General features: G+C 38.8%; 21 protein-coding genes. 12 read left to right on the top strand and 9 right to left on the bottom strand.

What is annotated here, in order from left to right:
• Positions 1-400 (bottom strand): endo-1,4-beta-xylanase (locus ACSHXM_RS14125; protein ID WP_435689496.1); only part of this gene is annotated, 400 nt, incomplete at its 3' end.
• 333 nt (positions 401-733) lie between these two features.
• Positions 734-4,048, bottom strand: a complete 3,315-nt coding sequence (locus ACSHXM_RS14130; protein WP_435689498.1) for a TonB-dependent receptor — start codon at positions 4,046-4,048, stop codon at positions 734-736.
• Positions 4,049-4,344: 296 nt separating this feature from the next.
• On the opposite strand from ACSHXM_RS14130, the gene ACSHXM_RS14135 reads away from it, so the two are divergent.
• The 5 genes from ACSHXM_RS14135 to ACSHXM_RS14155 all read left to right on the top strand — a co-directional run bounded on the left by ACSHXM_RS14135 (position 4,345) and on the right by ACSHXM_RS14155 (position 10,010).
• The gene (locus ACSHXM_RS14135) at positions 4,345-4,617 is read left to right on the top strand and encodes a tryptophan 7-halogenase (protein WP_435689500.1); all 273 of its coding nucleotides are present in this window, start codon (positions 4,345-4,347) and stop codon (positions 4,615-4,617) included.
• Positions 4,601-6,118, top strand: a complete 1,518-nt coding sequence (locus ACSHXM_RS14140; protein WP_435689502.1) for a tryptophan halogenase family protein — start codon at positions 4,601-4,603, stop codon at positions 6,116-6,118. Before ACSHXM_RS14135 ends, ACSHXM_RS14140 begins: the two co-directional genes overlap by 17 nt.
• A gap of 37 nt (positions 6,119-6,155) precedes the next feature.
• A complete protein-coding gene (locus ACSHXM_RS14145; protein WP_435689504.1) occupies positions 6,156-7,655 on the top strand; it encodes a tryptophan halogenase family protein in 1,500 nt (499 codons plus the stop codon).
• A gap of 120 nt (positions 7,656-7,775) precedes the next feature.
• On the top strand, positions 7,776-8,789 hold the full coding sequence (locus ACSHXM_RS14150) for a LacI family DNA-binding transcriptional regulator (protein ID WP_435689506.1): 1,014 nt from the start codon (positions 7,776-7,778) through the stop codon (positions 8,787-8,789).
• An 87-nt stretch (positions 8,790-8,876) separates the two neighbouring features.
• A complete protein-coding gene (locus tag ACSHXM_RS14155; protein WP_435689508.1) occupies positions 8,877-10,010 on the top strand; it encodes an endo-1,4-beta-xylanase in 1,134 nt (377 codons plus the stop codon).
• 232 nt (positions 10,011-10,242) lie between these two features.
• On the opposite strand, the gene ACSHXM_RS14160 is transcribed toward ACSHXM_RS14155, so the two are convergent.
• The 3 genes from ACSHXM_RS14160 to ACSHXM_RS14170 all read right to left on the bottom strand — a co-directional run bounded on the left by ACSHXM_RS14160 (position 10,243) and on the right by ACSHXM_RS14170 (position 14,910).
• Positions 10,243-11,517 carry a sugar phosphate isomerase/epimerase family protein gene (locus ACSHXM_RS14160; protein WP_435689510.1) on the bottom strand — a complete coding sequence of 425 codons (1,275 nt, stop codon included), beginning with the start codon at positions 11,515-11,517 and terminating at the stop codon, positions 10,243-10,245.
• A 387-nt stretch (positions 11,518-11,904) separates the two neighbouring features.
• Positions 11,905-13,224 carry a xylose isomerase gene (gene xylA, locus ACSHXM_RS14165; protein WP_435689512.1) on the bottom strand — a complete coding sequence of 440 codons (1,320 nt, stop codon included), beginning with the start codon at positions 13,222-13,224 and terminating at the stop codon, positions 11,905-11,907.
• A 465-nt stretch (positions 13,225-13,689) separates the two neighbouring features.
• Entirely contained in the window at positions 13,690-14,910 is a 1,221-nt protein-coding gene (locus ACSHXM_RS14170; RefSeq protein ID WP_435689514.1) for a pyridoxal phosphate-dependent aminotransferase, read from the bottom strand.
• 170 nt (positions 14,911-15,080) lie between these two features.
• On the opposite strand from ACSHXM_RS14170, the gene ACSHXM_RS14175 reads away from it, so the two are divergent.
• Positions 15,081-15,599, top strand: coding sequence for a hypothetical protein (locus ACSHXM_RS14175; RefSeq protein ID WP_435689516.1), 519 nt, complete (start codon positions 15,081-15,083; stop codon positions 15,597-15,599).
• 94 nt (positions 15,600-15,693) lie between these two features.
• On the opposite strand, the gene ACSHXM_RS14180 is transcribed toward ACSHXM_RS14175, so the two are convergent.
• Positions 15,694-16,059, bottom strand: coding sequence for a hypothetical protein (locus ACSHXM_RS14180; protein WP_435689518.1), 366 nt, complete (start codon positions 16,057-16,059; stop codon positions 15,694-15,696).
• A 131-nt stretch (positions 16,060-16,190) separates the two neighbouring features.
• Between ACSHXM_RS14180 and ACSHXM_RS14185 the strand changes: the two genes are divergently transcribed.
• Both ACSHXM_RS14185 and ACSHXM_RS14190 read left to right on the top strand, forming a co-directional pair.
• Entirely contained in the window at positions 16,191-16,952 is a 762-nt protein-coding gene (locus ACSHXM_RS14185; protein WP_435689520.1) for a Nif3-like dinuclear metal center hexameric protein, read from the top strand.
• A 9-nt stretch (positions 16,953-16,961) separates the two neighbouring features.
• The gene (locus ACSHXM_RS14190) at positions 16,962-17,720 is read left to right on the top strand and encodes a methyltransferase (RefSeq protein WP_435689522.1); all 759 of its coding nucleotides are present in this window, start codon (positions 16,962-16,964) and stop codon (positions 17,718-17,720) included.
• 9 nt (positions 17,721-17,729) lie between these two features.
• On the opposite strand, the gene ACSHXM_RS14195 is transcribed toward ACSHXM_RS14190, so the two are convergent.
• Positions 17,730-18,212 (bottom strand): glutathione peroxidase, encoded by a 483-nt coding sequence (locus tag ACSHXM_RS14195; RefSeq protein WP_435689524.1) that lies wholly within the window; start codon positions 18,210-18,212, stop codon positions 17,730-17,732.
• Between the two features lie 76 nt (positions 18,213-18,288).
• On the opposite strand from ACSHXM_RS14195, the gene ACSHXM_RS14200 reads away from it, so the two are divergent.
• Positions 18,289-19,158 carry an NAD(P)-dependent oxidoreductase gene (locus tag ACSHXM_RS14200; protein ID WP_435689526.1) on the top strand — a complete coding sequence of 290 codons (870 nt, stop codon included), beginning with the start codon at positions 18,289-18,291 and terminating at the stop codon, positions 19,156-19,158.
• Positions 19,159-19,306: 148 nt separating this feature from the next.
• On the opposite strand, the gene ACSHXM_RS14205 is transcribed toward ACSHXM_RS14200, so the two are convergent.
• Positions 19,307-20,971, bottom strand: coding sequence for a DUF342 domain-containing protein (locus tag ACSHXM_RS14205; protein WP_435689528.1), 1,665 nt, complete (start codon positions 20,969-20,971; stop codon positions 19,307-19,309).
• A 124-nt stretch (positions 20,972-21,095) separates the two neighbouring features.
• Complete coding sequence (gene sbcB, locus ACSHXM_RS14210) at positions 21,096-22,535, bottom strand: exodeoxyribonuclease I (RefSeq protein ID WP_435689530.1); 1,440 nt, start codon at positions 22,533-22,535, stop codon at positions 21,096-21,098.
• Positions 22,536-22,757: 222 nt separating this feature from the next.
• Between sbcB and ACSHXM_RS14215 the strand changes: the two genes are divergently transcribed.
• The 3 genes from ACSHXM_RS14215 (at position 22,758) to ACSHXM_RS14225 (ending at position 24,569) form a co-directional block, all read left to right on the top strand.
• A complete protein-coding gene (locus ACSHXM_RS14215) occupies positions 22,758-23,564 on the top strand; it encodes a helix-turn-helix transcriptional regulator (RefSeq protein ID WP_435689532.1) in 807 nt (268 codons plus the stop codon).
• A 101-nt stretch (positions 23,565-23,665) separates the two neighbouring features.
• Positions 23,666-24,223 (top strand): YbhB/YbcL family Raf kinase inhibitor-like protein, encoded by a 558-nt coding sequence (locus ACSHXM_RS14220; protein ID WP_435689534.1) that lies wholly within the window; start codon positions 23,666-23,668, stop codon positions 24,221-24,223.
• A 118-nt stretch (positions 24,224-24,341) separates the two neighbouring features.
• A complete protein-coding gene (locus ACSHXM_RS14225; RefSeq protein ID WP_435689536.1) occupies positions 24,342-24,569 on the top strand; it encodes a hypothetical protein in 228 nt (75 codons plus the stop codon).
• Positions 24,570-24,621 lie beyond the last annotated feature (52 nt).

Consider the following 24,621-nt stretch of genomic DNA (forward strand, 5'->3'; position numbering starts at 1 on the left):
CTAATACATGGCCATGCACAGTTAAGTCATTAGCTTCAGCAAAGCTAAGTAATGCATCGGCTTTAGTAAAGTTAAAAGTAGTTTCAGATGGGTGCATAGCATCCATTTTCATATCGTTTTCAGACGATAGTTGGCTAAAGTGTTGTACAACAACGTCTTGATGTGAAGTATCACTCAATAGACTCTCTGGAACAGCAACGCCAATAGGGAAGTTTGCTAATGCTTTTAGACTAGTCACAGTAACGTCAGAAAATTCTTCTGGTACTTCAGGCTCTGGTTCTGGGGTTACAGATATGTTATCTGGAAATTCTACTTCTTTAGGATGATCCTCTATTCCACATGCTGTCAAGAGTGACATGATTGTCACTATACTTGCAGAACGAATTAATAATTTTTTCATTTTACTTTTCCTCTTGAGTTAGCGCTACCATTCCTGCATACAGACGCCTTGTTCAAAAATCACTGGATGCATTCTGTCAGAGCGCTTATTAATTTGGATTGGTATTAACCAGAGCCCATATTTATTTTGTATAGCCGGACTGGTGACTGAAATACTCAGTGTTTATGGATGAATGATTTATTGTTTAACTATTTTTTGCTCTAGTGAATCTAGTCAAACTTACAGGTTCATGATTATTAGTGGATAATAAGTGTGTTAATGCTTTAACTAAGATGAAAAGGGAAAGATTAACCTCTCCCTTTTTTACTTAAATATGCTTAAACACAGCTCAACTTAAAACTTATAATTTAGACCTAGTTGTATACGGCGGTCATTCAAGAAACTAGAACGTTGGTAGCGTGTACCGGCTTCATCAACCTGTGTTTCTGACTGGTTCTTCGTATCGGTGATGTTTGCTATTAGCAAATTCGCCGTTAGATTGTCACTAAAATGATATCTAACAGACGCATCATAAAATCCAGTAGCTTTTTGGAAAACTGGGTTACCAGTTACAAAGTCACGATATGAATTCAGATACTCCGAACGATAGTTATAAATTAAACGCACTTCTAACGCATCATCTTGATAAATACCAATTAGGTTACCTGTGTGTTTTGATTGCCCAAGAAGATTATCTAAACCGAAACGGAAAGTAGTATCAGCCGAATCAGGTACTCCATCGTCATCAGCATCTAAAAACTGCGGCGGTGGTGTTGCAGAAGCATCAACAAAGGTGTAGTTAGCTTGAAGTCCAAAATTTGCCCATATGCCCGGCAATTCAGTAAAGAAATCTTGATAAGCAACTTCAAAACCTGAAATTTTAGCTTCGGCTAAATTAAGTTGACCGTTGAAGTTAACATTAACTTGTGTGTTGTCTAAGGTAATAGTGTCAACTGGTTTTACGCCATATTGGATGATGTTTTCGATGTCTTTTTTAAACACACCAAAGGTAACAAAACCGTTTTCAAAATACCATTCGTATGAAATGTCAAAGCTATTTGCCGTAGTCGCTACAAGGTCTGGATTACCGCCATTTATGCGGATATTTGATAAGTTGCCATCAATTAAAGCACGAGGAGCAGCATTATTCGGATCAGTGGGATCGTAACTCGGGTCAGTGGGATCTATATTATCAACACGAGTTACACTGGTCTTGGCACTTATTGACTGGGTTGCATTAAGGTCGGACATATTTGGACGAGTAACACCTTTGCTCGCGCCAAAACGTATCAGCATATCGTCGTTAAGGTTCAGTTTAACATTTAGTGAAGGTAACCAATGCTCATCTTTTACGTCAACTCTTCTTACAGAGTCTGCTGTTTGCAAATAGGCTTCTGTCTCAGGCAAAAAGTCATTTATTGTATCTCTATCTTCCACTTCTTGTGGATACGGGAAAGTCAACTCCTGTCCTTCTATTTCGACACTCCAGTCAACCTCTTGTTCATCTACGCCAAATTCACCATAGCTTAGCTTACCATTTGAACCTAAGGTGTTTTTAACGTAACGCAAACCTACATTACCTTCTAACCACATGCCATTATCAAATTCTTGAGCAAATTTTACCATGGCATATAAATTGAAAGTCTCTTCAACAACATCTGATATACCGCCTGGCTGATAAATTTTAGTATAATTACCATCATTTGTGCGACGCAGTTGGTCCTGGTTAGGTGGATTATCAGGGTTAAGATTAGCAGTAGAGAATGGCGAATATTGTGAATGCGCTAAATCAGGGTCAGCTTGCAAGTAATCGTAGAATAACTCAGGATTACGCAACATGTCCGCGCTAGCATAAAGTAACGTGGTATTTTCACCACCTACCACTCCACCGCGGTAGAAATCACTGAAATCAACTTCATCGTAAATATTTTTCTCTAACGAATTTAAAGGCGCTATGCCTCCGCCCCATAGTGGGGTAACGCCCTTCCAGTTTTGACCTGCAGTTTTGTTGATTTGTTCACGTTCAGAGTAACGTGCACCCATTTTAACAGATTGAAACCAACCGTCTGAATCATCAAATTCATATTCAACGTCAAGTTTAGCTGCATGTAAATCGCCTTCACCTTCTCGGAATCCGTCGTTAGCAAAACCAACATAAGAACCAGCAGGGTCTGCCGCACTAGTAGCCGGCGCATACGGAACTTGAACTGTGCCACCATCTGGAATACGGTTACCGATATTAGTACGTGGATCAACAGAAAATTCTAAATATGGGTTATCCAAATTAGAACGAGAAAATACGTTTAAGAATGTGTTAATTCCAATCCATTGTTCTTCGAAAGACGCTTCAGCTGTTGTTTTATGAGCATCAAATTCAACCGTCAATTGGTCGCTAGCGCGCCATTTTACGTTAACACTAACATCATCAGTTTTGGAATATTCTTGTTTACCAATGCCTAGACTAGATACTCGTAATCCGTACGCGCCAGCCCAACTTCTGAAATCATCAGTGATCAGGCCTTCTTCCATTAAACCACCTGAAACGGGGATTAACTCGTCACATTCGCCAACAGGAGATTCGTTGCTGCCATTACATCTTGGGATGCCGTCTGAGGTAAATGGTGAAACAACCAAATCACTAATCTCTACACCACCCGATCTAACAGTCTCACCGTCATTAAACCACTCTGAAGTGCGTTCAATACCATTAATTTCATTTTCTACGGTTACGTATTTAACCAATACTTCAACATTATCGTCAGCACTACGCCATTGGCCCGCAAGGTAGATACTTTCTCTTTCTCGGTCAACTTCGTTTGTACGTAAATTGAAACCCGGAGCCAAAGCAACTGTGCCTACAGGGTCAGTTACATTTTGCCCTTCAGCAAAACTCGAAGCCGATACATTATCACGAGGAGTAAGTGAACCTGCTTGATAACCATTAATGTCAGATTGTAATTCAGATGAAGAAAATGAGCCTACAAATCCAAACTTGCCATTGTCGGTAGTAAAGTTTTTACCCAACACACCGCTAAATGTCGGGCTATATTCTTCACGTATATCAGTATAAACAGTGTCAACAGAAATTTGCGCAATACCGTCTTCATTATCAAAAGGTGCAAGTGTTTGTAGATTAATTGTTCCACCGATACCGCCTTCGATAAGGTCAGCTTGTTGGTTTTTGAAAACGTCTACACGCCCGACAAGTTGTGTCGGTACAGCAGACCAATCTAGCGCTCTGCCGCCGTTTGCTGAAAATGCATCCCGCCCGTTAAATTCTGAGCGAATAAAACCTAGACCACGAATTAAGTTACCTGAACCTTCTGGAGAAGGGAAATCGCCCGCAGTTCCACCAGCGGTAAAACGAGAAACAGTAAGGCCGGGTATACGCGAAAGAGCCTCAGCAACTGACAAATCTGGAATGGCAGCAGCGTCAGAAGCGGTAATTGAGTCAACAAATGTTGATGATTCACGTTTAATTTCAGCTGCGTTAGCTAGCGCACCACGAATACCGGTAACTTCGATGACTTCAAACGCTTCTTCAGCATCTTCTTCACCAGCACTTTGTGCTACGGCATATTGACTTGTGGCTGCTGTGAGAAGAGCAGTCGTGCCAAACATGGCAGCTCTTACAGAGGCGCTTAGAAAAGTTTTTCTTTGCAAGCTCATTGTGTATTCTCCTAGTTATGTGTTTCATACGCCAAATTCGACGTATTCTTAGTTATATTTCTTCGGAAAAGTGGTTCAAAATACTTCGACCAACGACCCGATATAAAACCTCGTCTTTTTTATAATTAGCGATTTTATTTACATTATGTTATACATTTAGTTTGGCATGACAATTAAATGTTAGCGCTAACAATATATAATTAACATCATGTCAGATTTATTAACAATGTTTTTTTAAAGTTTGCGGTATTTATGAAAACGAAAGTGAAATTTAGTAATAAAAAACAGGTCGAATTATGCACTTATGTATAGTGGTAGGTGGCTCAGCTGGATGGGTGACAGCCGCAGCACTTGCAAAGAAGTTTTCAAGACAAAAGCTTCAAATTACTCTTATCGAATCTGAAGAAATTGGGACCGTTGGGGTGGGGGAAGCTACTTTGACACATATAAGACTCTTCAATCAAACACTTGGTATTGATGAGTGTGATTTTATGCGTAAAACCAAAGCAATATTTAAACTAGGCATCGAGTTTGTTAACTGGGGAGGCAATCATGAATCAGTCATCTAGCAATCGTATCCGCAAAATTGTTATCGCTGGCGGCGGAACCGCAGGTTGGATGGCTGCGGCGGCATTAGCAAGCATGCTAAGACCTGATGACGTACAAATTGTACTAGTAGAATCTGAAGAAATTGGCACGGTTGGAGTAGGGGAGGCGACCATTCCCGATATTATAAGCTTCAATCGCATGTTGGGCATTGATGAAGCGGAATTTTTAAAGGCCACCAACGGTACTTTTAAGTTGGGAATAGAGTTTAGTGATTGGGGTAAACTTGGCGATAAATACTTTCATCCATTTGGTAACCATGGTGCAGACATGAATGGTATTGATTTCCATCAATATTGGCTGCATACAAGGCAAGCTGGTAACACCAATAGTTTGGAAGAATACAGCATGTGTGCGGTAGCAGCTAAAAGTATGAAGTTTGCGCTGCCTAACGATAATCCTCAGTCGCTTTTATCGCAAATTGGTTATGCCTACCATTTTGATGCTACTGCATACGCTTGCTTTCTAAGAAACTACGCCCAAAAGCACGGTGTGATACGAATCGAAGGGCGTATCGAGCAGATTTTGCTTAATGAGCAAACTGAAAATATTTCTGCACTTGTCATGCAAAACAATGAGCGTGTTGAGGGGGATTTCTTTTTTGATTGCACGGGGTTTAAGTCTAAGTTATTAGGGGAAACCCTTGGTGTGCCATATAACGATTGGTCAAAGTGGCTGCCATGCAACAGCGCCCAAGCAGTACCAAGTGAACGCCTAGGAGAGTTACAGCCTTACACTAAGTCTATGGCCAAAACCGCAGGTTGGCAATGGCGTATTCCTACTCAACATCGGACTGGAAATGGCCATATTTATAGCACCGATTTTATGGGTGATCAGCAAGCTACAGATATACTTATGCAAGGACTTGATGCGCCAGCACTTTCTGATCCACGTACCATAAGGTTTACGACTGGGTGCCGAGATAAATTCTGGTATAAAAACTGTTTGGCAATTGGTCTTGCTAGCGGATTTTTAGAACCTTTAGAGTCGACTTCTATTTTCTTAATACAACAAGGTATCAGCCGCTTTATTTCGTTATATCCGTCTTTAACGCCGCCCGCTAAGGTGGCAGATGAATACAACCGCTTAATGACCCGTGAATTTCATCAGATCAGAGATTTTATTATATTGCATTACAAAGCCACACAACGCACAGACAGTGAGTTTTGGCGCTATTGTAAAAACATGTCGATACCTGACTCTTTGCAACACAAAATTGACTTATTTAAGTGCGTTGGACGCGTATTCAGAGATGATCACGAATTATTCTCAACGTCTAGCTGGGTAGCCGTAATGATGGGGCAAAACATTTATCCTGAAACAGCAGAGCCAATGTTGCTTGGTGTGCCTATACAAAACATTGAACAGAGCTTACAAAGTATGCAACGCGCAATGCAACAAACAGCCTTGAAAATGCCAACCCATGCTGAGTTTATAAAAAACTATGCGGGCTCTTCGATTTAAATTCTAATTTTAAGCAGTTAATTAAATAGGTAATTTTATGCAAGGTATGGACGTTAAAGGCATCGTCATAGTCGGTGGTGGAACTGCAGGGTGGATGTCAGCTGCAGGAATGTCGAAACTACTTGGTAGTAAAAAAATAAATATTCGAGTAATTGAATCTGAATCGATAGGCACGGTAGGTGTGGGTGAAGCCACCGTCCCGCATATTCAGTATTTTAATCGGCTGTTAGGCATTGATGAAAATAGCTTTATTAAAAAAACAAATGCGACCTTCAAATACGGGATCGAGTTTGTTGACTGGAATAAACTTGGTGAGTCTTATTTTCATTCATTTGGCCCTTATGGTATGGATATGGAAGGTATTCATTTTCATCATATGTGGTTACGCCAACAGGAATTGGGTACTGCCAAACCAATCAACGATTTTAACTTGCAGATTCAAGCAGCCAAGGCTGGTAAGTTCATGCGTTCACGTCCTGAGTTGCAAGGTAGTCCATTGAGTGCCCTTTCGTACGCGTATCAATTTGACGCGGCATTATATGCTGCTTTTTTGCGAGATTATTCCGAAAATAACGGGGTCACTAGAACCGAGGGTAAAATTGTTAACGTCACTCAAACAGCAAATAACGGTCACATTGAATCGGTCACCTTGGATGACGGTGAATGTATTAAAGGTGATTTGTTCATTGATTGCTCTGGCTTTAAAGGTTTATTGATCGAAGAAGCCTTAAAGACTGGATATGAAGACTGGTCACATTACTTGCCCTGTGATAGTGCTGTCACGCGCTTGAGCGAGCGTATTGTCGAGGTTCCTCCATATACACGAGCGACGGCTAAAACCGCAGGTTGGCAGTGGCGTATTCCACTGCAATCGCGAACTGGAAATGGTTATGTCTACTCAAGCCAATTTTTAAGCGACAGCGACGCAATCGAAAGCCTAAATCAAGACCTTGATACACCGCCAATCTCTGAACCCCGCCAGTTGAGGTTTAAAACGGGTATTAGAAAGCAACCATGGAATAAAAATGTGGTTTCGATAGGTCTTGCTTCGGGATTTTTAGAGCCTCTTGAATCAACCTCGATTCACCTAATACAAACTGCTATTGCAAGACTAATGACTAACTTTCCAGATATGTCATTTAATCAGCCGGATATTGATTACTATAACGAGCGTACCAAGGCTGAGTATATGCAAATTAGAGATTTCTTAATTCTGCATTATAAAGCGACTACACGGGACGATAGCCCTTTTTGGAACTACGTACGGGAAATGGGTATTCCAGTGTCGTTAGAGAAGCGAATCGCTATTTATAAGGAAAACGCGCGCTTATATAGCGAAGATAAAGTGTTGTTTAATCACAGTAGTTGGTTTGCAGTATTTAATGGTCAAGGTATTTACCCACAACGTTATCATCCTATCGCTAATTTTTTAGAAGAAAAAGAGATGGAAAGGCGTATGGCAGAAATTCATACCGTGACACAAAAATGTTTAAGCATCATGCCATCCCATGAGGAGTTTTTGGAGAAACTGCCTTAGTTTTGCGGATCAACATGATAAGTCTAATGTTGACTATTTTGTGCCTGAATTATGTTGAATTTTGAAGGTAGAATGTTAACGTAACATTTTTCCATTTAAAAAATGATGTAAAGCAGAATTATGTCCAGAGTTAAACTAAAGGATATTGCGGAAAAAGCTGGCGTCTCTTTGATGACAGTGTCTCGTGTTATGAATAACGACCCTAAAGTCGGAGCTAAGACTAGAGACAAAATTACCGCAATTGCTCAGGAGCTAAATTACAGTCCAAATGTGGCCGCTCGCAGATTATCCAGTTCCAAATCGTTTTTTATCGGTATTGTATGTGAGTACGCTGATGCTAATTATGTCAGTAAATTTTTGGTTGGCGCGCTAAAAAAATGTCGCACTAACGGGTTTCATATTGTGATAGACGAAACTGTGGGACAAACCGCAAAGGCACTGTCTATAGTGAATGATCTTATTCATGTCACCCGAGTGGATGGTTTGATCTTATTACCACCTTTGGCGGACATTCCAGAAGTCCTAAACTTGCTAAAAGACTCCAATACTCCTTTTGTACGTATCGCTCCAGATATTGATTTGCAGGCTAGTCCTTATCTTTGTATGGACGATTATCAAGCCGCATATGACATTACTGAACATCTTATTAACTCTGGGCACAAGCGTATTGCACATATTATCGGTAACGTGAACCAAGGCGTCAGTAGACTGCGATATCAAGGGTACTTAGATGCATTACGTTCAAACCGTTTATTAATGCCGCCAGAGTATATCGAACAAGGCGATTTTACTTATAAATCAGGACTTGTTGCAGCCGAAAAATTATTGTCACTTAAAGAGTTACCTGATGCAATTTTTGCGAGCAATGATGAAATGGCTGCTGCCGTTATATCCGTGGCTCATAAAAAACATTTAGAAGTGCCTGAACAAATCTCAGTAGTAGGCTTCGATGATACTGAGCTTGCTTCTACGGTTTGGCCAAGTATAACCACAATCAAACAGCCGATCAGTGACATGGCTAGTCTGGCGATAAGTTTGCTTACTGAACCTGCGAATAATCCCCCAGATATGGCTTCTACTATAAAACGCCATGTATTGCCCTATCAACTTTGCCTGCGAGAATCGAGTAATTAAGTTGTAGACTAAATGTTAATGAATGTATTGACAGGTTGTTGTTAATACAATAATGTTAGCGCTAACATTGTTGTATTGTGGAACGTTATGAAACTCTCTAGTTTACCCATTTTTGCCTTAGTCATTTGCAGCTTATTTAGTTGTTCTGAAAAATCAACTGAACAGCCTGTTAGTACAGTAACGTTAAAAGAAGCTTACGCTGATAAGTTTCTTGTAGGTGCTACATTAGGCGCATCAATGTTTACAACAGCTAATCATCCTTCTTTAGCTTTAGCTAAAGAAAATTTCAGCGCAGTCACACTTGATAACGACATGAAATGGGAACGTATAAATCCTTTACCGGGTAAATTCAATTTTGAGATTGCAGACCAATTTGCTCAATTAGGCGTTGATGAAAACATTACTACCGTAGGTCATGTTTTATTTTGGCACAGTCAAACCCCTGATTGGGTATTTAAAGATGATGAAGGTAACCTGTTAACCAGAGACGCTCTACTTGAACGTATGAGAGAACGAGCAAAAATGTTTGCAACCCGTTATGGGAGCAGAGTGAAAATTTGGGATGTAGTTAACGAAGCTATTGAAGACGATGGGACATTAAGAAAGTCATTATATAACAAAATTATTGGTGATGACTTTATCGAACAAGCTTTTATTATTGCTGACCAAGAAATGCCTAAAGACGCTACTTTAATCTATAACGATTATGGCATGGATAGAATTGGCCGCAGAGACACGGTTCTTGCGATGGTAAAAGAGTTTCAACAAAAAGGTGTTCGTATTGACGGCATTGGCCTTCAAGGTCATTGGGGCATGATTAATCCATCTGTTGAAATAATTGATACTACATTAACCCTTTATGCTGCTACTGGATTACGTTTACACATTACCGAGCTTGACGTTGACTTTTTAGGTCGTGATAATTTTGGTGCAAATGTTGATATTACAAAATTGAAAGCAACACCAGAAAATAATCCTTATCCTGATGGTAACGTACGTCCTGAAGCTGAAGCTAAATTCGCTAAACGTTATACCGAAATTTTTCAGCAATTTATTAAGCATCACGACAGTATTGATCGTGTTACTTTTTGGGGAGTTACTGATGGTGATTCTTGGTTAAATAGCTGGCCTTTAGAAGGAAGAACTAATTTCCCATTGTTATTTAAAAGAGATGGTTCAACTAAACAAGCGCACGATGATGTGATTGCATTAGTAAAATAATAATGAAAGCGGCTTCATTTAAAGTATTAATAGAGGGCTATTTGCATAGCTCTCTACTCATACCTTCAATATTGTTATCAGCACTTATGAAACGGACAAATGCCAGAGTGGCTGTTTTTATTGAGTTTTAGTTGTTTTATTCTCGTGGATAAAATTTACTTTTATATATTCAACCTAAGCAGCTGAACTCATCGAATCAGAGAATAATCATTAACCATCCTTGCTGAAACTACTAATCTAAAATCGTATGATATAAATATTCCCATGCCAGCTGTACGCTATACATTGGTGGGTATGAATAATCTTCTACCTCTGCAACCATATATTTTGGCACATCAAAATCTTGATGATGAAATAATGCCATCCAATCTATCTTGCCACTAGCGCCCAATTCTTTATAGTCTTTAATATGCCAACTTAAAAACCGGTTTGGGTATTTTTTAAAGTAATCTACAGGTTTGACTCCGCCCATTTCCATCCAATAAATGTCGGCTTGAAAATAAACATATTTGGGATGGGTGTTTTGTAAAAAATAATCATAGATCCGAATACCTTCGACCAAATTGAATTCGTCTGCATGATTATGAAAAGCAAAGGTAATCCCCTTTTCACGGCATAATTTACCTATAGCATTATAATAATCGCTGTAACGTTTTAATTCATCTTTGGATGTTACTGATTTGAGTTGATTATTAGACGTGGTTAAATATTTTACACCAGCTTCTACATGGTCATCGATCGTATTAGACCACCACATCAAAGCACTTTCCCAATCTTCGGCTGCAGGAAGATCGTGAAATGTCATCGAACCTAAAAATTGCATACCGTTGGCTTCAACTAGGTTACGGAATTCTGTCGGCGACATTCCATAAAAAGTGCCTTTATCATAAACAAATGTTTCGACATAGCTATAGCCCATTCTACCTAACTCTTTAAGCGTTCCTTTTGAATCTTTTAACATTTCTTGATGAACAGACACTAATTGAATACCAATGTTCTTGTCTTTAGGGTTAGATTTTATATACCGAGTTTTCCAAAGGCTTTTACCTAACGCATCGAACCCTTCAAGTAATACATTTGTGGACGTTTGAAAGCTAAATTCAACCTCTAAATAAAAATTAGCGAGCATATCAAAATCTTTCATTCTCCACTTTTTTTCAGAAGAAAAATCCCCAACGCCTTTGAAAACGACTCCTTCCTGGTTTTGTCCTAAGGCGATTATTTTGTCGCTCTTAGCATCATGAGCAATTAATTCTGTGAGAAAAGAGGTGTATTTCCCATTTTTGTATTGAAGCACTTCAACTTGCATCGATTGGCGATTCATTGTTGAAATATTGTTCATCTTAATAGCTGGAAATGTAGCGATATTATCGGTATTAACATGCTCACTACTTACCCAAATCCCTGCGTATTGATGTAAGCGGTCAGCTTGAGATTCAATCGAATCTTTTGCAAAGAGCGTTGAGCTAAATAGAAAAAGTAATATTATTGAAGTTTTAATTCTCAAGTGATTATGCTCATAATTAATTTTATCGCGGTGTTATCTAACAAGTCATTAAAGCAGGATAAATAACGGTTGGTTTTTTCTCTTTCGTCACTTATTTTAACTAACTATTATAGCCAGCCATTTTTAGCGCCTTAGCAAAGTGTTAATGCCCACTTTAGGGGGATAGTTCAGTTAAAACTCGAGTGTTACCAACGACGCAACTGGCACAAACCCTATCAGAAGTTGGTGACGTAGATTTGCCAGCTTCAAACATTAATTTTCAGCTTCAAATTTTAATATACTCGTGCAGTAAAAACAGAAACGCTTTGCTTTATTGAAACGACTAAAAAATGCCTGATGTATTCCATCAGGCGTTTTTTGGGATTAAAGACTGACTGTTGCTAATGATTAACCGAATAATACGCGGTTAACTTTGTTTTCTAGTAATTCTTGTTGGCCACTTTCGTGTTGTGGATTGAGTTCGTTATCAACAGCATAAGCAGCTAATGATTCTAAACTATGCTCGCCTTTTGAAATTGCTTTGCCTAAATCACCTTTCCAGTTTCTGTAACGATTAGCGACTGCTGAACCAAGAAAGTCATTTTCAACAATAGCGGCGGCTTTTTTCAATGCCAAGGCTAAGTGATCCATGCCGCCTATGTGTCCGTGGAACAAATCTGCAGGATCTGAAGACTGACGACGTAACTTGGTATCAAACATGAATCCACCAGTTTTGAAACCGCCGGCTTTCAATATGTCTGCCATAATCAGTGTTAATTCAGGCACATCGATGGGGAATTGATCGGTATCCCAACCATTTTGTGCATCACCGCGGTTGGCATCAATTGAACCAAATAAACCAAGTGAAATGGCTGTGGCAATTTCATGTTGGAAAGAATGGCCGGCGAGCGTTGCGTGGTTAGCTTCAATGTTAACTTTAATCTCGTCTTCTAAACCAAACTGTTTTAAGAAACCGTAAACAGTTGCGGTATCGTAGTCGTACTGGTGTTTAGTTGGCTCTTGAGGTTTAGGCTCAATTAACAAGGCTCCTTTAAAACCGATTTTGTGTTTATGCTCGACTACCATTTGCATAAAGCGACCCATTTGTTCACGCTCTCGGCGTAGGTCTGTATTAAGAAGTGATTCGTAGCCTTCACGACCTCCCCACAATACGTAGTTTGCACCACCTAAACGTTTGGTTGCTTTCATAGCATTAAATACTTGAGTTGCCGCGTAGGTGAACACTTCTGGATTCGGGTTGGTTGATGCCCCCGCTGCGTAACGTGGGTTACTGAAAGCGTTGGCTGTTCCCCATAATAACTTCATGCCAGTTTCTTCTTGTTTTTGTTCAAGCACATCTGTCATTTGAGTAAAGTTATTTATGTATTCTTTTATGCTGTTTCCTTCTGGAGCAACATCAATGTCATGGAAGCTATAATAAGGTGTGCCTAGCTTTGCAAAGAATTCAAAGGCTACGTCAGCTTTTTGTTTCGCACGCTCCATTGCATCACCAGGCTTCAACCAAGGGCGCCCAAAGGTACCTTGACCAAATACGTCAGCGCCATCCCAACAAAAGTTATGCCAGTAACATGCACCAAAACGTAAGTGTTCGGCCATAGTTTTACCCAGTATTTTTTCATCTGCATTGTAATGATGAAAAGCTAAAGGATCAGTTGAATCGGGTCCTGCATATTCAATCTTTTGGATGTTCTTAAAATACTCGGCCATGAGGCGCTCCTACTATTTGTAATATTGGATTTTCAGTATAATCCGCTATGGCCTAATTTTTATCAATTATGTTTTTTATAATTTTAATTGTTGTTTTTCGTAAAAAGTGCAACCTCTAATTTTTTAATAAGAAGGTGCTAGGTGTTTATAAAATCTATTTCGAAGTTTTGCGTTTTTCCCGTAGTTAAACATTACAGATGGCATTAGATCGCGAATGTGCCATGATAAAGCAATGTAGCGAAGATGGTTACGATTGTTCATTTTATCGGGGGTATCCTATACGTCCAAAACCGTCGCAATATAAAATGAACCGAGTCACGGACAGGATGTAGGCAACAAATTAGTACGGGGCCCACCATTGGGAGTTTCAGTACGTATATTGGGCTTTAAAGGCCAACGGTTGATTAACTTCATGCGAGATAAGTGCACGAAAAAATGACTTTTGATGGTACTTAAGCTCATGAGTTAGTTGACCTGCTGATAGTTTGAGAAGAAATTGGCTATGCCTGTTAATGCGGCCTTGAGTACGTCAACATTGGGTAAAAAGACTAATCTAAAATAACAGCCTTGATGTAAGTTAAATGCCGAGCCATGAACCAGCAATACTTTTTCGGCTTTTAACAAATCTAAAATCATTTGTTCGTCGTTGGTGATATTAAACTTTTCAGCATCTACTTTAACAAAACAATACATGGCACCTTGAGGAATAACACATTCTAGACCGTCAACTTGGTTAAGCATTGTATAGGCTAAATCTCTTTGTTGTTTTAGTCGTCCGTCTCCAACAATTAACTCGTTTATGCTTTGGTACCCGCCCAATGCTGTTTGAATCGCATGTTGACTTGGTACATTGGCACACATTCGCATAGAAGACAGCATATTCAAGCCTTCAATGTAACTTTTAGCAATGCGTTTATTACCACTGACCACTAGCCACCCAGCGCGAAATCCTGCGACTCGGTAATTTTTTGAAAGACCACTAAGGGTGATAAAAAATAAATCATCAGCCATGGCTGCAATACAATGGTGTTTGGCGTCGTCGTATAAAATCTTGTCATAAATCTCATCACTGATGATGGCTATGCCAAACTCCCGAGCCAATTCAATAACGTCCTGCAATAACTCTCTACTATAAACAGCACCTGTTGGGTTGTTTGGATTAATGAGTACAATGGCTTTGGTTTTGTGGCTAATTTTACTGCGAATGTCAGCAATATCTGGTTGCCAATTATTGTTATCATCACATAGATAGTGCACAGGCTTGCCCGAGGCTAAACTAACCGCAGCTGTCCAAAGAGGATAGTCGGGAGCTGGAATAAGCACTTCGTCTTCTGTATCCAATAACCCTTGCATAGCCATCACAATAAGTTCGCTAACGCCATTACCAATGAATATGTCATCTATTGTGACGTTCTTAATGTTTTGCTGCTGATAATATTGCATGACGGCAACACGGGCAGAATAAATCCCGTTTGAATCCGAATAACCTTGGGAGTTAGGTAAATTATGGATAACGTCTTTGAGGATGTCGTCAGGGGCTTCAAAACCAAAAGGGGCAGGGTTGCCAATATTAAGTTTTAGGATGCGATGGCCTTCATCTTCCATTTTTTTAGCTTGGGTTAAAATAGGCCCGCGGATTTCATAACAGACATTTTCTAGTTTGTTGGATTTATTAATTAACTTCATAATATTTCGTGACGTAACAGCAAGGCACACAGAGTAAACCAAGTGAGGTAGCGCTGTTAAGTGTTATTTTAGCTAAGCTAAATTCAGTCGTGTTTGCTTACATTTTGAATTTGCTTTTGGTTGGCTTTATTTATTATCTTAAACTAGGTCAATAAATTAAGGTTGATGATATGCCTGCTCCATTATTTTGGTTTGGTGCGTCGGCTCTAGCGTTATTAGCAGGGGCTAAATATTCTAATGATAAAAAATTAGAGGGCGTCGTTGGAACACTACCTGGCGAGTGTGATATTGCGGTTAAACCAATAGACGGCGCAATAGTCTGTTGTGGTGTGTATGAAGTATTTGATCACTCAGGTATATGGGTAGACGGGGATATTGTTGAATTAAAGGGTAATGGATTAATACGAGGAATATCAGCAGAGCGATTTTTGAAAGACAGAAGTGGTGAACAAATCTTTATTGCTTGTGATGCTAATTATCAGCCAATTGGAGATGCTTTTTTTGCTAAAAGAGCCGTTTCTCGATTGTTTGAATATTCTGAATACGATGTACTCAATAACAATTGCCATAATTTTGTTTGGCAATGTATCGCAGATAAAAACGAAAGTGTTACGCGATTTTCAGAGTTAAACACCCATTTGGCCAATAAGTACAACCAAATTATTCATTGGCAACCTTGCAAAGTATAGTTAAATCGAGTCGAAGTCTGCAATAGACATAGGCAGATAACAAAAAGCCCCTTAAATAACAATATTTAAGGGGCTTTTTTTATTCAATTAAAAACTATCGAGGAAGTTTGACACCCGAGTTTTCACTTTGTATTTTTTCAGCGTAAAAAGCTTTTACAGAAAAATCAGACTTTTTAGCCTTTGGCTTAGCTTTAGCCTTTGGTGCTGCTTTTTTCTTCGCTGCTGCAGGTGCTTTTTCAGCCGCTTCTTTTTTAGCTGCTTTTTTCGGCTTTTCAGCAGGTGCTGCTTTTGCTGAACTTAATTCAGCAATTTGTTCGTTTAGATCGGCTAATCGTACATTTTTTGCACCATCAACACTATACCAACCGCCTTTTGCTTCAATGTTAGGAGCTTTGCCATTAGCCTTAGTATAAGCTTCTGTGTATGCGGCGATTACTTGGTCTTTATCTAATTTACTCATAGTCAGGTCTTTGCCTTTTATATGTTTAGTTACAAAATATGGTCGGGTTTTATACCTTTTTTTTACTTTAATGTCTAATTTTGCTACTTATTGCTAAAAAAGTGAGCGATTTAGGGTCTTTAGGAACAACAATGTCGGTGACAAGAACACAATTATTAACATTTTTTGACCAATTGCTTAGCCCCAATAAAATAAAAGATTATTGCCCCAATGGACTTCAAATTGAAGGAAAACAGCATATATCTAAATTGATATGCGGGGTGTCGGCTACCCAAGAACTAATTGATCATGCAGTCGCTGTTGAAGCTGATGCTATCTTTGTTCATCATGGATACTTTTGGAAAGGTGAAAACCCTTGCTTAACTGGCATGAAAAAGAAACGTATTCAAACTTTATTAGCCCATGACATCAATTTGTTTGCCTATCATTTGCCATTAGATATTCACCCAGAGTTAGGCAATAACGCTCAATTAGCGCAATTACTAGGCATTACCAATATTAAACCTTTAGAAGATAGCAACCCGAACAGTGTGGTAATGCAAGGAGAGTTTGAAAACCCGATTCAAGCCGAAGACCTTGTTCAAAAAATTACTAACAAACTGAATAGAGCGCCTTTACATGAGGTGTCTAATAAACCTGAAATAAAAACAGTGGCGTGGTGTACAGGAGGGGGCCAAGGTTATATCGAACAAGCTGCAAGTTTAAATATTGATGCATTTATCACTGGAGAAGTGTCTGAACAAACCATTCACGTAGCCAGAGAAATGAATATTCATTTTTATGCTGCAGGGCATCATGCAACTGAACGTTACGGTGCTAAAGCAATAGCTGAGCATGTTAAGCAACACTTAAATATTGAGTCTAGTTTTGTCGATATCGACAATCCAGCGTAAAAATTGAATATGAATAATGTTAATCAAGATCGCAGCTTTAATAACATAGCTGATAAATTTCAAAAGAATATCTACGGTTCTACTAAAGGGCGTTTACGCCATGAAATGTTAATGTCTTATCTAGCTAAAAACATTGTGTTAGATGACCAACCTTTGCGTGTTTTAGATGCAGGTGGTGGTACCGGTATGATGACTGAAACGCTTCTCAATCTTGGTCATAAGGTTACGTTAACCGATATCTCTGACGAAGCTTTAGATGTGGCTAATAATCGTCTTAAAGATTTTGATTATTTTGACATGATCAATACCGATATTTTATCGTTGGATGAGGACAGTCAATACGATTTAGTCATCTGTCATGCGGTGTTGGAATGGGTTAAAAACCCTGAAGATGTTCTAGCTAAGTTGGGCTCTTTGGTTAAGCCTAACGGTTTCTTGTCAGTGAGTTTCTTTAATAAAGATGCTCAGTTATTTGGAAATATGTGTTACGGCAACTTTGATTATGTAGAGCAGGGCATGCAGGTTAAAAACCGTGTGCGATTAACCCCTAACAACCCGTTAAAACCTAAAGATGTTTTAGCTCATTATGTTTCATTGCCTTTAACTATTGTGCATAAAGCAGGTATTCGGTGTTTTCATGATTATTTACGTGATTTGGACAAACAAGAAAAGCTTTACGAGGAGTTAAAAAAATTGGAAATAAAATATGGCTCACAGGAGCCATATATGTGGTTAGGTAAATATTTTCAAATCATTGCTAAGAAGTAATAGATTCGATTAAATCAGTGCTTCTATGTCAGCAGCAATCTTTTCGGGTTTGGTTGTTGACCCATAACGTTTTAATACTTCGCCATTTTTGTTAATCAAAAATTTAGTAAAATTCCATTTTATTTTTTTGCTTCCTAAAATGCCTGGCTTCTGTTCTTTTAAAAATTTGTATAAAGGAGAAGTATTTTCGCCGTTGACCTCAACCTTTTTAAACAAGGGAAAGTTGACATTAAAATTTAAACTACAGAATTGTTCTATTTCTGTATCGTTTCCTGGCTCTTGATGACCAAATTGGTCGCAAGGAAAACCAAGTACACTAAAGTCTTTATCTTTGAACTGTTCGAATAGTGTCTGCAACCCCTCATATTGAGGTGTAAAACCGCAATTACTTGCGGTATTGACGATTAACAATACTTGTCCTTTATATTGCTCAAAGTTAATGTCTTCACCGTTGTTTAATATCGCATTAAACTGGTATATGGTATTTTCCATTTTCTATTCCAATCATTATTTCAATCAATACATATTGTCATCTTTTTCTAAAGGATCAAGACATTAAGGAGGTTTTATGGCGTTAAAAGTTGCTTTTATTGGTCTGGGGGTAATGGGGTACCCTATGGCAGGGCATTGCGTAAAAGCAGGGTATGAGGTATCGGTTTTTAATCGCACCACAAGTAAAGCTCAAACATGGGCAGAGGAACACTCGGCAAAATTTGTTTTATCACCAAAACTTGCAGCCCAAGATGCTGATGTTATTTTAGTTTGTGTAGGTAATGACGACGACTTGCGTTCTGTTATGTTAGGAGATAATGGCATATTGGCAGGTGCGAACTCGGGTTCTGTGATTGTCGACCACACCACCGCTTCAGCAGAAGTGGCTCGTGAATTATACGCTTTGAGTACCGAGCAAGGGGTAGGATTTTTAGATGCACCAGTTTCTGGTGGCCAAGCAGGCGCTGAAAACGGGCAACTGACGGTAATGTTAGGCGGAGATGCAAAATGTTATGCACGAGTTGAGCCTTTAATCGCAAGTTATGCCAAATTTAGTAGACTGTTAGGCGATGTTGGTAGCGGACAATTGGCTAAAATGATGAATCAAATTTGTATTGCAGGTGTGGTTCAAGGTCTAGCAGAAGCATTGAGTTTTGGTAAAAATGCTGGGTTAGATTGTGACGCTGTGGTTGAAGTGATTTCAAAAGGCGCTGCCCAATCTTGGCAAATGGAAAATCGTGCTAACACTATGTTACAAAGTGAATATGAGTTTGGGTTTGCCGTAGATTGGATGCGTAAAGACTTAGACATTGCATTGAATGAAGCTAGAAAAAATGGCTCGACTTTGCCTTTAACTGCTTTGGTTGATCAATTTTATGCTGACGTACAAAAACAGGGGGGAGGTCGTTGGGATACATCTAGTTTATTATCGAGATTCACTTCTTAAAATAATCGAAAATAACGGATATTTCATCCTTACTAAATACTCAGCATGTGTATAGAACGACGCTTATTAGTTAATAGCTCCTTAACTAATCTAGGAGGTTAAATCTATACACATTAAGTTTGTGAATCATGCTGAGTCTGTCTGCGCTCTACATTTTTGAGGTAATGGGTTCAAATTCCCATTGATGACCAAGAAATGCAATTTTAGAACGGTCGTATTCTCTATCAGCTCGCCATGTACGGTTATTCAGTTTTAAAGTAACGCCTGGGTATATCTTTTTATTGGCAACCATTTGTAAATTTGCTTGGTAGGTTTCTTTTGCTTCTTGCATTTCTTTGGCTTTAATATGTAACCATTGGAGCAATTGAGATTCACCTTTGAACAGCTGATTTGCTTCATCTACTCTATGCTGCATTTCTTTTGGCACATATTTAGAATTGATGATGTTCATACGTTCCATATGACGGAAATTATTGTCTGAAATTTGTTTAAGTAGATCGTCAAGGGTGTCTTTACGCTCTAATAAATTATTAAACCCTTCACTAAAATCAATACTTAAACTACTACCGGAAACAGCACCTATGGTGCCAGCAGAAAATTGGTCATAACATTTAATTGTACAGGCAAATATATTACCGTTTGGTTTATCCAAGGAACCAATTGTAATTTTACCTTTTGACTCAATTCTACTATAAGCTAACTGGCGACCCACACTCACATTGCCATGGCACTTAACGTCTAGTCCTTGTCCATGTTGAATATGTACACTGCCTTGCGCGACAAGTGATGTACTGTACTCTGTTAGCGCATCATTAACCTTGCCCATAGCGCCTTCAGTGATAATAATATCTCCTCCTGCCTGAATGTAGGCAGACTCCACAAAACCGTTTATGGTAATGTCTCCAGTCGCAATTATCTGCATGTTTTCAGTTACATCGCCGTTGACTAATACGGCGCCATCGTATTCAATATTTCCACTACCAACGTTGACTCCTTTACAAATAAAGGTGTCATCTACCCACATTTTTGACTTTTTAAATTTAGGCATGCCTGAAATGTCTGCAATCAGTAAATTCTCATCGTGATCACTAATCACTGTACCGTCACCTGGCTTGAATTTAACCCATTCTCCGGGTTTAGGTGTGAGAGGCACGTTGGTAACAGTGTAACCTTGTCTGCCTTTTGTTGGAGGTAAACGGCGTAATAACTCATCGCCTTTTTTGACACAAATGATTGCGCCAAGGTTTCGCATGTCTACACGTTCATCACCTTTGGCTTGAGGGGTTAAAATACGTTCTAATGCATTTTGTACTAAAGGTTGGAGTTTTGAAGGTTTGCCTGCTCTAGGAGGCAAACCTTTGGCTACTGTATCTTTACATATGTCGCCTGAAGAGGCTTGTTGAATTTGTTGAGTTAATGCCTTTAAACGTTTACTGCTAATACCTCTAGTAATCCCCATTTTTTTTAATTCTGCTTTTAGCTCTTTAAAACTGGGGATTTTTCCAGCGTACCCACATGTTAAGGTCATAGTGGCTGAAAGTTGGCCTTCCACAATGATACATTGAATACTAGTATCTCTGCGTTCACCTACGCGTTGTGTAATAGGAGCTCTGTTATTGTCGGCAGTGGCATTCTTAAAACTACCGATGAGTTCAATGACATTTTCATCAAAGATAAAAAATTTCGAATAATTACTTTCTTTAATTAGTTGGAATATCGCTTTGGCATCTATTGGTTTATCGAGATTATCGGGCTCAATAGTGACATCCAAATAGGTATTGGTTTTATCTACTTCTAGAGTTATTCCAAGCATCTAATCGCCTTTTTGCTTTTATTTTTTATATTGTTTTATGCAAGTTTTAAGGTTTACATAAGCCTTTATCGGCCTACATATAATTTATATTAGGGTATTTATTATCTAATTTACATGCCTAATTTTAAAGATTATTGGCGTAGTGGTATAGTGCTTTGAGTATGCTTAGTTTTTCTGGGTAGTTTTCATACTCAACACTGAGTTGCTCGAGTTGTAATAAAAACGCCGGTAAATTAATACTGCCACTAGTCGATTCATCAGTTAGTTTAACTTGCCTATACCTTTGCCACTGTTCGCTTTCAGCTTGGCTTAATGATTGCGGAAAGTTCCTCGCTCGATATCGAAATAATAGTGTGTGTAAACGTTCATCTTCAAACGGTAATGTTAGTTCGGTTAAAGCTTGTAAATCTGCACTAACTACTTTTTCCATTAAGTACTTATCTGCAGAAGAAAAGAACCCTCCTGCGTATAAAGCGTGTTCTGGATCAAGCTTGGGTCTGTCGGTATTTTCTGCATACACTTCATGGAGCTTGCTTAATAAAGACGGCTGTTCTTTTAATTTTTGTAAATTGGCTAAACAGGCTTCACGGTCAATGTTGAGTCTCTCAGCATTTTCTGCTTTTAAGGTTTTGGCTGGTGCTAAAACCGGACATTTATTAATGTGAATAAGTTTAATCGGTAACCTTTGTTCGCCTTCTTCTAACATGTTTGAGGGCGTGTACAGTTTTTCTTTGATTTGTTCAGCCGTTAACGAGAATAACGGAGTAGGGTCGTTAGCAAGGTTGAGTACTATCACCGCATTTTTATTGGTGGGATGAAAACCAATCGGCACTATCCAAGTACAACACCCATGTTCTGCTGATATTTTTGACGAAACATGCACTAAAGGAATAAGTTGATCACAGTTAATCAATTCAAGCACTTTCTTTTTGTTTCTCAGTTCAAAGATATAATCATATAACTTGGGTTGTGCTTGTTTAATGAGTTTAGCTATGGCGATTGTGGCATATACATCAGACGTTGCATCGTGGGCGTCCTGGTGCGATATACCGTTAGCCTGAGTTAAGTCTTCAAGTTTAAAACTGGGTTGTCCTGTTTCTTTTATTGGCCATTCAATGCCTTCAGGGCGCAAAGCATAACAGGCTCTAGCTAAATCTATAATGTCCCATCGGCTGTTACCATTTTGCCATTCACGAGCATAAGGGTCGTAAAAATTTCGATACAAGGTGTAACGGGTAATTTCATCGTCAAAGCGAATGTTATTATAACCGGCCACACAGGTTTCTGGTTTAGCAAACTCCTGGTGGATCCTTGCAATGAAGTCCCGTTCATTTACACCTTCTTTAAGAGATTTTTGTGGTGTAATCCCAGTAATTAAACAAGCAATCGGGTTGGGCAAACAATCGTTAGGAATCTGACTGTACAACATTAAAGGTTCATCGATTACGTTTAAATCAAAGTCGGTTCTAATACCTGCAAACTGGCAGGGATAGTCCTTTTGTGGATTTGCACCCCAAGTTTCATAATCGTGCCAATAGATGCTTGGTGTTAAGTGTTTAGACATTTTGTTTGAATTCTTGTTGAGTAAACAGTTATTTTCCTATGGTACATTATCTTAGCTTTTTCGAACGATATTATTCAAATCAAAAACAGGCCATAACTACACAAATCATTTAGGATGTGGTTCGAAATAATAGCTTTAACAAATCAAGAAGGTATTAAGGGAAAGATCCTTACATTCTTTCTTCTTGATAATTAAGTTTTAAAATTGAATATATTTGGAATCATGACGAACCTTATTGATATTGTTAGGAATACACTGAAAGAAAATGTTGAACAGCCATTTAGTGTTTACTCTTCCGTTAAAGAGCTGAATATACTTAATGTACCCATCGCAAAACCTTTGTTAATTGTGGTATTGAATGGAAATAAAGAGCTTGGGGTCAATGGCGAATTAGTTTGCGAAATGGGAGAGTTTATTTTTTTGTCGAATAGCCCTGCGATAGACATGCGTAACATTCCTCAAGACAAAGAATATTTCGCTTTGTTAATAGAGTTTGAACATCAAGATTACGCCAGTTTACAAAAAGGTGCTAATAACAATCAAAAACACTATATAGGTAAAACAACAGAAGCGCTGGATATGTGTTTACAACAGTTTGTGGAAAGTTCACGGTGGGCGCCAAAACAAGTGCTTACATCACGCAAACGAGAAATTATCAATTTATTATGTCATCTTGGTCATAGTGATATTTTATCTTTATTTGTTAACCCTCAATTGAAAGACCGTCTCCATGGGTTGTTTATCGAACACAAAGGGTGGGAACTATCTGTTCAAAACATTTGTGACCAGTTAGCTATGAGCGAATCAACACTTCGTCGCAAGTTAAAGATAGAACAGACCAGCGTTCAAGAAATAAAAGATAGCGCAAGGCTTGGTAAAGCCTTGCATCTATTGCAAACCACTGAGCTTGCAATCGGTTTGGTTGCAGAAGAATGTGGTTATCAGTCTCAGTCGAGATTTACCGAACGATTTAAAAAACATTTTGGTTTAACACCATCTGAGCTTCGAAAAACTAAAGTGACGGAATAAGGCTAAATATTGGAGGTTTAGGTGCTAATTTTTCAAAAGATAATTGAATAATATATAGCCTCTTATAAAGTCATTATTAACAAAAACTCACAGGGAAAATTATGTTTAAGCTATTAAAACCTATCGCTCTATTATCATTTAGCCTCTCGGCTTTTGCTCATGGTAGCTCGCTAACTTTATCAAGTCATGATATTGCTCAAGGGCAATACATGGACAAAAAACACGAATTTAATGGGTTTGGTTGTACCGGCGGTGATTTATCACCGCATCTTAAATGGTCTAACGCCCCCGAGGGGACGAAAAGTTTTGCCATTACCGCGTATGACCCTGATGCGCCAACTGGCAGTGGGTGGTGGCACTGGCAAATAGTCAATATTCCTAAAAATATATCAGAGTTATCAACCGGTGCCGGTAGTGCGGAAACAAGTAACGCGCCAAAAGAAAGTACGCATATAAGTAACGACTATGGCATCCGTGGATTTGGAGGTGCTTGTCCACCTGCTGGCCACGGTGTGCATCACTACCGTTTTACAATTCACGCATTATCAGTTGAAAAGTTGGAGTTGCCAGAAGATGCTTCTGGCGCATTAGCGGGTTATATGATTAATGCTAATACAATTGAGTCCAGCACTATAGAGGCTTTATATAAACGAGACTAAGTTAAGTCGCATTTGATATTAAATTAATAGAGCTGAATAATTAAGAGCGGCTCTGTTATTTTAATCAAGATTTGGAGCAGAGTTTTTGACTTTTACATATCAGACAGAAAGGTTAACGGTGTCTGAACTTTTCGACCAGGATGCTGATTTAGACCTTTTGGAAAGAATAACTGACTTACTTACGCCCCAAGTCGTTGAAAACCTGCCTCCACACTTTGCCAATATTATGTCTACTTTAGATGCAAAACTATGGTTTCTTAAAATGGTATCTGAAAGTACTTTACTGTCAGTAAAACAAACTGAAACCCAAACGATCATCGGTTTTGTTTTTCTATCTCTAGAATGACTTCTTCTAAAGGTGCAGCGGCATATTGACCAGTTCTTGTGCGGTATTGTTG

The sequence above is a fragment of the Paraglaciecola sp. genome, assembly GCF_051252315.1.
Taxonomy (GTDB): Bacteria; Pseudomonadota; Gammaproteobacteria; order Enterobacterales; family Alteromonadaceae; genus Paraglaciecola.